Annotated in this window: 11 protein-coding genes; 3 read left to right on the top strand and 8 right to left on the bottom strand. The window is 70.9% G+C overall.

The window, feature by feature from the left end:
• Positions 1 to 186: hypothetical protein (locus OXG55_03465; GenBank protein ID MCY4102317.1), on the top strand; the 186-nt coding region annotated here is incomplete at its 5' end.
• An 81-nt stretch (positions 187 to 267) separates the two neighbouring features.
• Positions 268 to 483: a hypothetical protein gene (locus OXG55_03460; protein ID MCY4102316.1), complete on the top strand. Its 216-nt coding sequence runs from the start codon at positions 268 to 270 to the stop codon at positions 481 to 483.
• A 36-nt stretch (positions 484 to 519) separates the two neighbouring features.
• Here OXG55_03460 and OXG55_03455 read toward each other — a convergent pair whose 3' ends face one another.
• From OXG55_03455 to OXG55_03425, 7 genes are all read right to left on the bottom strand, one after another.
• Positions 520 to 873: a hypothetical protein gene (locus OXG55_03455; GenBank protein MCY4102315.1), complete on the bottom strand. Its 354-nt coding sequence runs from the start codon at positions 871 to 873 to the stop codon at positions 520 to 522.
• A 32-nt stretch (positions 874 to 905) separates the two neighbouring features.
• Complete coding sequence (locus tag OXG55_03450) at positions 906 to 1439, bottom strand: MerR family transcriptional regulator (GenBank protein MCY4102314.1); 534 nt, start codon at positions 1437 to 1439, stop codon at positions 906 to 908.
• 109 nt (positions 1440 to 1548) lie between these two features.
• Positions 1549 to 2067 (bottom strand): bifunctional nuclease family protein, encoded by a 519-nt coding sequence (locus OXG55_03445; protein ID MCY4102313.1) that lies wholly within the window; start codon positions 2065 to 2067, stop codon positions 1549 to 1551.
• Between the two features lie 47 nt (positions 2068 to 2114).
• Entirely contained in the window at positions 2115 to 2729 is a 615-nt protein-coding gene (locus OXG55_03440) for a phosphoribosyltransferase family protein (GenBank protein ID MCY4102312.1), read from the bottom strand.
• A 2-nt stretch (positions 2730 to 2731) separates the two neighbouring features.
• A complete protein-coding gene (locus tag OXG55_03435; protein MCY4102311.1) occupies positions 2732 to 3454 on the bottom strand; it encodes a MerR family transcriptional regulator in 723 nt (240 codons plus the stop codon).
• Positions 3447 to 3839 carry a glycine cleavage system protein GcvH gene (gcvH, locus tag OXG55_03430; GenBank protein ID MCY4102310.1) on the bottom strand — a complete coding sequence of 131 codons (393 nt, stop codon included), beginning with the start codon at positions 3837 to 3839 and terminating at the stop codon, positions 3447 to 3449. The genes OXG55_03435 and gcvH overlap by 8 nt, the downstream gene beginning before the upstream one ends.
• Before the next feature lie 127 nt (positions 3840 to 3966).
• Positions 3967 to 4578 (bottom strand): CDP-alcohol phosphatidyltransferase family protein, encoded by a 612-nt coding sequence (locus OXG55_03425; GenBank protein MCY4102309.1) that lies wholly within the window; start codon positions 4576 to 4578, stop codon positions 3967 to 3969.
• Between the two features lie 51 nt (positions 4579 to 4629).
• Between OXG55_03425 and OXG55_03420 the strand changes: the two genes are divergently transcribed.
• Positions 4630 to 5034 (top strand): HIT family protein, encoded by a 405-nt coding sequence (locus OXG55_03420; protein MCY4102308.1) that lies wholly within the window; start codon positions 4630 to 4632, stop codon positions 5032 to 5034.
• A gap of 3 nt (positions 5035 to 5037) precedes the next feature.
• Here OXG55_03420 and OXG55_03415 read toward each other — a convergent pair whose 3' ends face one another.
• Entirely contained in the window at positions 5038 to 6699 is a 1662-nt protein-coding gene (locus OXG55_03415; protein ID MCY4102307.1) for a DUF2079 domain-containing protein, read from the bottom strand.
• Positions 6700 to 6701 lie beyond the last annotated feature (2 nt).

The following is a 6701-nucleotide window of genomic DNA, read 5'->3' as shown; positions in this document are numbered from 1 at the left end:
CCACCGCCACCGCCCGAACCGCCACCGCCGCCGCCGCCCGAACCCCCTCCGCCGCCACCCCCGGCCGGCCCCAACGACCTCCCCACTTTGACGGTCATCGACGTATTCAGCGGCGAGAACGTCGTGTTGTCCTCGTTCGCACCCACCGACCGGCCCATCTTCGTGTGGGTCTGGGCGCCCCATTGACCGGTCTGCCGCCGGGAAGCCCCCGGCATCGAGCAGTTCGCTCGAGACCACGGAGATGAGGTCCTGGTCGTGGGGTTGGGCGTGACCGACACTCTCACCGAGGCGCAGAGTTTCGCGGCGATGACGGGAATCGCGTCGTTCCCCGTCGTGTGGAGCGAGTCCTTCGACCCTGCGGCCCTGCTGGGCGTATTCTCCCACCCGTCCTGGGTGCTGCTCTCGCCGTCAGGGGAAGTCGTCGAGCGCGGCGTCGGCGGCGTCGACGGGGACAGCCTGCTCGAGAGGGCCACCTCGATCTGACCCACCGCCGCGGCAGGGCACGCCGCGACGCTCCGCTCAGGCCGCCGCGGACTCCCCGGCGTACTTCGCCAGCAGGCCCAGCGTGGCCCGGCGGTGCAGCACCTTCACGCGCACGTGGGGATAGCGGGTCCGCAGCTTGCGCACCTTGCGGTTCTTCCTGGTGACGAGCTTCTGCTGCAAGGTCGTCAACTCCACGTAGGTGTCGTAGGAGGGCAGGTAGAAGTCCGGGGTGAAGGCCTCCAGCACGCGTCCCGAGGGATCCCGTTCGAGCACGAAGGTGGTGGGCTCGTACTCCCACGGGACGCCGTAGAAGTCGAGAAGCTCACTGAACGCCCGCTCCGAGGAGTGGGCGAAGGCCGGCCCGCCGGCGGCGGGATCGGATGTCGGCACGCCGCCGGAGTCCCGGGGGCGTTGAGATTCCCTCAGGTCCCGTAGCCGGCGCCGGCCTCGCCGGCCTCGCCGACCTCCGGCGCAGCCGGCTGCTCGTCGCCCTCCGCCCCGGCGGAGCCGTCGCGCCTCTCTCCGAGTTCGCTGACGATGGCGCCGTTGAGCTGCTCCTTGATTCCCTCGACCTCGAGCATGATGAGCGCCAGCGCCTGCTGGCCCGGTCGCTGGAGCAACGCCACCAACTCGTCCGGGCCCGTCATAAACAGCACCTCGTCGCCGCTGATGACCAGCCTGCCCCCGGCCAGGTCCTCGCCGAGGATGTGCTTGTGGTTCGTGAACACGTCGCGGATCTGCGGCAGGCCGACCCCGTTGTCGAGGAGATCCTTGATGACCCGCAGCTTGAGCAGATCGCCGTAGGAGTAGGCACGGCGGGATCCGCTGCCGTCCGCCGACGTCACCGACGGCTGCACCAGATCGGTCCGCGCCCAGTAGTCGAGCTGCCGGTAGGTGATCCCGGCGATTTCCTGAGCCTGTTTCGACGTGTAGCTACGTACGACATTGTCGCTCATGGACGTCCCCTCCAGAAGCTTGCGTCCAGCGCTGTAACTACTCTACTGCAATTCGCGCCGGCCTGGGGATATCTCCCCGGCCCCCTGCTCTGTCCCGCCCGGACAGCTCCTAGGACTCGAAGTCCTCCGGGCGGACGGTGTCGATGAACTCGCGGAACTGCTCGACCACCTCGTCGGGATCCTGCGCCTCTTCCGGTTCGCCGTCCTCGGACTCCTCGGCGTCGCTCCGCTCCCGGTAGCCGGCGTCCGCCAGCACCTCCTCGGCGGCGAAGATGGGAGCGCCGCAGCGCACCGCCACGGCGATCGCGTCGGAAGGGCGGCACGACACCCGTTGGGTCTGGCCGTTCTCACCCAGTTCCAGCTCGGCGAAGAACGTCTTGTCGCGCAGTTCGGTCACCAGGACCCGCAGCAGCGCCACACCCATGTGCTCGAGAATGACCTTGATGAGATCGTGCGTCATGGGGCGCGGCACCTCGACACCCTCGAGGGCCAGCGCGATGGCCGTCGCCTCCGGCGCGCCGATGAAGATGGGCAAGAGCCGCGGATTCGGAGCCTGCTCGCGCAGCAGGAGGATCGGCGTGTTGGTGGGCAACTCGATGCGCACACCGACCAGGTCCATCTCGATCACACCCTGACAATAGCCGCAGACCCACCCATCCCCCCTACGGGAGGGGCCTAGGGCCGGCGGTCCGCCCGCAACCGGTAGAGGGAATCCACGTAGGCGTCGGAGTCGTCTTCGAGGGCGCGACGATCCACGGCTCGCAGGTCGGGAAGGTTCCCGTAGCGACCCCGGTGCTCGAGCCCGTAGCCGACGAGGAAGGAGTCGTCCACCGTGAAGCCCACATAGCGCGGCTCCAGCGGGAGGACCCGCCGGAGGGGGCGATCCGCCAGCGTGCAGACCTCGACGCCGAGCGGGGAGCGGCGGCGCAACTCGCCGCAGAGGAAGCCCACGCTGAGTCCGCTGTCCACGATCCCCTCCACCAGCAGGACGTGACGGCCGCCGATGTCGATATCCAGGTCACGGGTGATCCGTACCCGCCCGGAGTTGGGAGCGAAGCGGGAGATCGCCAGGAAGTCGATCTCGGAATCCACGCGCAACGTCCGTGCCAGGTCGGCCAGGAACGGCAGGCAACCCCGGAGCACACCCACGAGGACGACGGCGTCACCGTCACCGAGGCGCGGCGCGTAATCCGACGAGATGGCCGCCCCGAGCGCCTGGACGCGCTCAGCGATCCTGCCTCGGTCGTAGGTGGCGCCCCCGGCGGGGAGCGCCGGGGGCGCCGGCGCCACGCTCAGCCGAGGCTCTGCAGCGTGCGCCGCACGAGCGCCTCGCGGAGCGAGGACGCCAGCGCGGCCTGCGTCGCCAGCAGTTCGCGCGCCCGGTGCTGGGCGTCGGCGCCGCCGGCCTGCAGGACCCGCTGCACCGCGGGGGTGGAGAGGTCCATCTCCCTGTCCACCGACGCCTTGAAGACCCGCAGGTGCCGCGGTTCCAGACCCTGGTCGAACATCTGCCGGGCGATGCGCGCCACCTCCAGAGCCTGCGCGTCGTAGAAGTCGATGTCGGCGGCCGGGCGCGGCACCAGGAGGCCGTAGCGCGTCAACTCCCGCGCCGCCGAGAGGCTCAGCCCGCTGGCGTTGGCGAGTTGCGGCAGCGTCAAGCCCGTCCCGGCGGGCTCCGGCGCCGGCGGGGGCGGGGCGAGGCGCCGGACCCGATCGCTGACGTCCACGTCGGGCAGCCGCTCCGCCTCCTCAGAGACACGGGCGCTCCACTCCACGTCGGCCATGCGCTCCCTGATGACCCGCAGCGGCAGGAAGTTCTCCCGCTGCTGGGTCAGGATCCAGCGCAGCTTGGCCACGTCGGTGCGGGAGTACTTCCGGTACCCCTTGGCCGTGCGGTGCGGCGCGATCAGACCCTGGCTCTCGAGGAACCGCAGCTTGGAGACCGACACGTCGGGAAAGTCGCTGCGCAGCCCGTTGACGACCTCGCTGATGCCCGCCAGCGGTTCGTCAACCACCGGCGAACCTCGCGTAGGCCGCGCCGTCCATCAACTCCTCGAGGCGGGCGACGTCCTCGGGCGCCAGGAGGCACAACCAGCCGTCACCGTACGGGTCGGTGTTGAGCACCTCGGGGGATTCGGCCAGCAGCCCGTTGACGGCCACGACCCGGCCCGCCAGCGGTGCGTAGAGCTCGCTGGTCGCCTTGCGGGCCTCGATCTCCGCCATCAGGTCGCCCGCATCGAGCCGGCTCCCCACCTCCGGCAGGTCGACGAACTCCACCTCACCGAGCAGATCCTGACCGAAGTCGGTGAGGCCGACGCGCACGAGGTGGTCCTGCCCCTCGCCCTCCTGCGCCACCCAGCCGTGATCGGTGGAGTACCGGAGCAGTTCGGGGACGTTCACCGGGGATTTCGAGGGTCGACGAGTCGCCGCGTGGGCTGCGCCATCGGGTTAACGCTAGCCCACCGGTAATCCGGCTCCCGCCATCGCCAGCCCCCGGCAAGGCCGTCAGGAGTCCCCGGCAACGCCTTCAGCGCTCCGCCGCAGGCGGCCCGCCGGGCGCCGGCTCCGACGACTCGGCGAGAGCGCGGCGGCCCGCCAGCACGTAGAGGTACGCCCCGTACCAGGCGACGGCGAGCGACGGGATGCCCCACACCCAGCCGGCGATGGTCCAGCCGCCCGCTCCGGGAATGTCGGCCTGCCCCAGCAGGAACAGCGGGAACGCGAACATGAGGCCGAAGCTGCCGGCCTTGCCCCAGGCGTTCACGCCCAGCCACCCCAGGCGCCGGGAGGCCAGCACCAGGGTGCCGGTCGAGAGCCCGAACTCCCGGACGAGCGCGATGATCCCGAACCACAGGGCCACGTCACCGCTGACGAGCATGGAGATCACCGCCGCGAAGAACATGAACCGGTCGGCGACGGGATCCAGGATGGCTCCCAGCTCGGTCGCCTGGTCCAGGCGGCGCGCCAGGTAGCCGTCCACGAAGTCGCTGGCGCCCAGCGCCCCCAGCAGGATCCCCGCGGCGAGGCGGCTCTCGAGACCGAACAGCAGCCAGCAGAAGATCGGTATGCAGCCCAGCCGCAGCACCGTGACCAGGTTGGGAACAGTCCAGATCTGCCGCCGCAGGCTCTCCGGTACCACGGCAGGAGAGTACCGTGCGGTCCACGACTCCAAGCAGAGCGGGAGGACTCGATGGCGACGCTCTTCACACGGATCCTGAACGGCGAGTTGCCGGGGCACTTCGTCTGGCGCGACGAGCGCTGCGCCGTGTTCCTGTCGATCAACCCGCTCACCGCGGGCCACTCGCTGGTTGTCCCCGTCGCCGAGGTGGATCATTGGCTGGACCTGGACGTCGAGACCAACATGCATCTGACCGCGGTGGCCCACCGGGTGGGGCGGGCCATCATGGAGACGTTCGGAACGGAGCGGGTCGCCACCGTGATGGCGGGCTTCGAGGTGCCGCACGTTCATCTGCACGTCTTCGGCGCCGACTCCATGTCGGACCTGGACTTCGCCAACGCGGCGACGAGCGTCGACCAGCCGGAGCTGGCCGCCCACGCGGCGCGGCTGCGGGAAGCTCTGGGAAGCGAGGCCTGAAGGTCAGGAGTCGGGCGCGGCGCCGACCGCCCCCGGGCCTGCGTAGCGGTAGACCCGCACCTGCTCGGCGGCGAAGACCCGCTCCCAGCCCCGCTGGCGGAGCGTGGTGTCGAAGCGCTCGACCTCCAGGGAGTCCGAGCCCCACTGCTCGGCCGAGGCGAGATCCAGAGCGATCCATCCGACACCCTCGACGGCCGACTGGGCGGCGGCGCGCGCCGAGGATCCTGCCGTCTCCAACTCGAACAGCACGTTCCGCTCCGCCAGCAGCGGCAGCAGGTGCGGTGAGGCGCGCACGGCGGCGTCGTCGGGAATCTGCTCGGTGGCCGCCAGCCGGTCGCTGTCGGCGGCGTCGCGCGTCCATTGCCAGGGCGCGTGGAAGGGCGAGCTGGCGGCGTCCCGCACGAAGAAGATGGCGGAGGCCAGCAGCAGCGTCACGACGAGGCGGCGGTTGACCCGCACGCGCCGCACCAGCATCGCCCCGGCTCGGCGCAGGGCGAAGGTCGTCGCCACCAGCACGAACACCGCCACCGGCACGGTCTCGGCCAGCAGGGCCTGCGGCGCGTCCGAGGCCAGCTGCACGAAGAAGAAGGGCACTGCCGGCATGAGGTAGCGCAACTCCACGAGCGGCAGGAACAGCACCGGGGCCAGCAGGGTGACCATCAGCAGGAAGTTCTCCTGGGTCACCAGGTTGCCGAGGAACACGTGCGGCTGGCGCACGATCCCCCAGATGACGTCCGCGGTGCTGGAGTCGCCGTACTCGGCGTAGCGGGCGAGGTGGGGGAACTCGCCGCCGGCCAGCAGAGGCTGGATGGTCTCGGTCGCCAGCAGCGACCACAGCAGCCCCACGAACGCCCAGATGAGCGCGGTACGGGAGTGCCGTCCCGAGATTGCCAGCAGCGAGCGGCCGACCCGGGCCGGGACCCGCCACAACGAGTCCTGGCGTTCGAGCTCGTCGGCGCCGGTTGCCCGCGGGCGGAGTTCGGTCGCCAGGAGCACACCCAGCACCAGCACCATCCAGCCGAGTTCGGAGCGGCAGGCCAGCACCACCGCCACCAGCGCGCCGAAGGGCGTCCAGCGGGCGCCCAGCCCGTAGTAGACGGCGCCCAGCAGGGCAGGCACCGCCAGCGTCTCGGGATGGAAGCCGGAGAGGTTGGCGTTGTGCAGCGCGGCGTAGACGGCGTAGGCGAACGCCACGGCCGCCGCGGGCGCCACCTTCAGGTCGGCACGGCGCCGGGCGATGCGCCACAGCGGCACGATCCCCAGCGCCAGGGCCGAGGCCTGGACCACCAGCACGGTGGTGGTGATCGGCAGCCAGCGCACCAGCACCGACAGCGGGTAGATGATGAACGCCCCGTTGCGGGCCAGGTAGTCGCCGCCGACCAGCGTCGAGTGGGGACGGAACCCCTCGCTCACCTGCCAGATGCTCTGGTTGAACAGCGCCAGCTCGGTTCCCGCCTGCAGCGAATCGGCACGGGTCAGCGCCAGGCCCGCCAGCACACCGCCCCCGGCCAGCGCCATGATCCACGGCAGGACATTGTCCACGGCCGCGGTGTCCAGCCGGGCCTGCCAGCGCAGGGTGGCCCGCTCGAGGCGCGATCGCCAGTCCTGCTGCGCCGGATGCGCCGGGACGGCGCCCGGAGTCGCGGAGAGTCGGGCGCGCGCCACAG

The sequence above is a fragment of the bacterium genome, assembly GCA_026708055.1.
GTDB lineage: Bacteria > Actinomycetota > Acidimicrobiia > Acidimicrobiales > CATQHL01 > VXNF01.
This window is presented reverse-complemented; position numbering and strand designations above follow the sequence as displayed.

Bases quoted from the DNA above. Each gene is read 5' to 3' on its own strand.
- OXG55_03420 (MCY4102308.1), top strand. From the start codon at position 4,630: ATGGCGACGCTCTTCACACGGATCCTGAACGGCGAGTTGCCGGGGCAC.
- OXG55_03450 (MCY4102314.1), bottom strand. From the start codon at position 1,439: ATGAGCGACAATGTCGTACGTAGCTACACGTCGAAACAGGCTCAGGAA.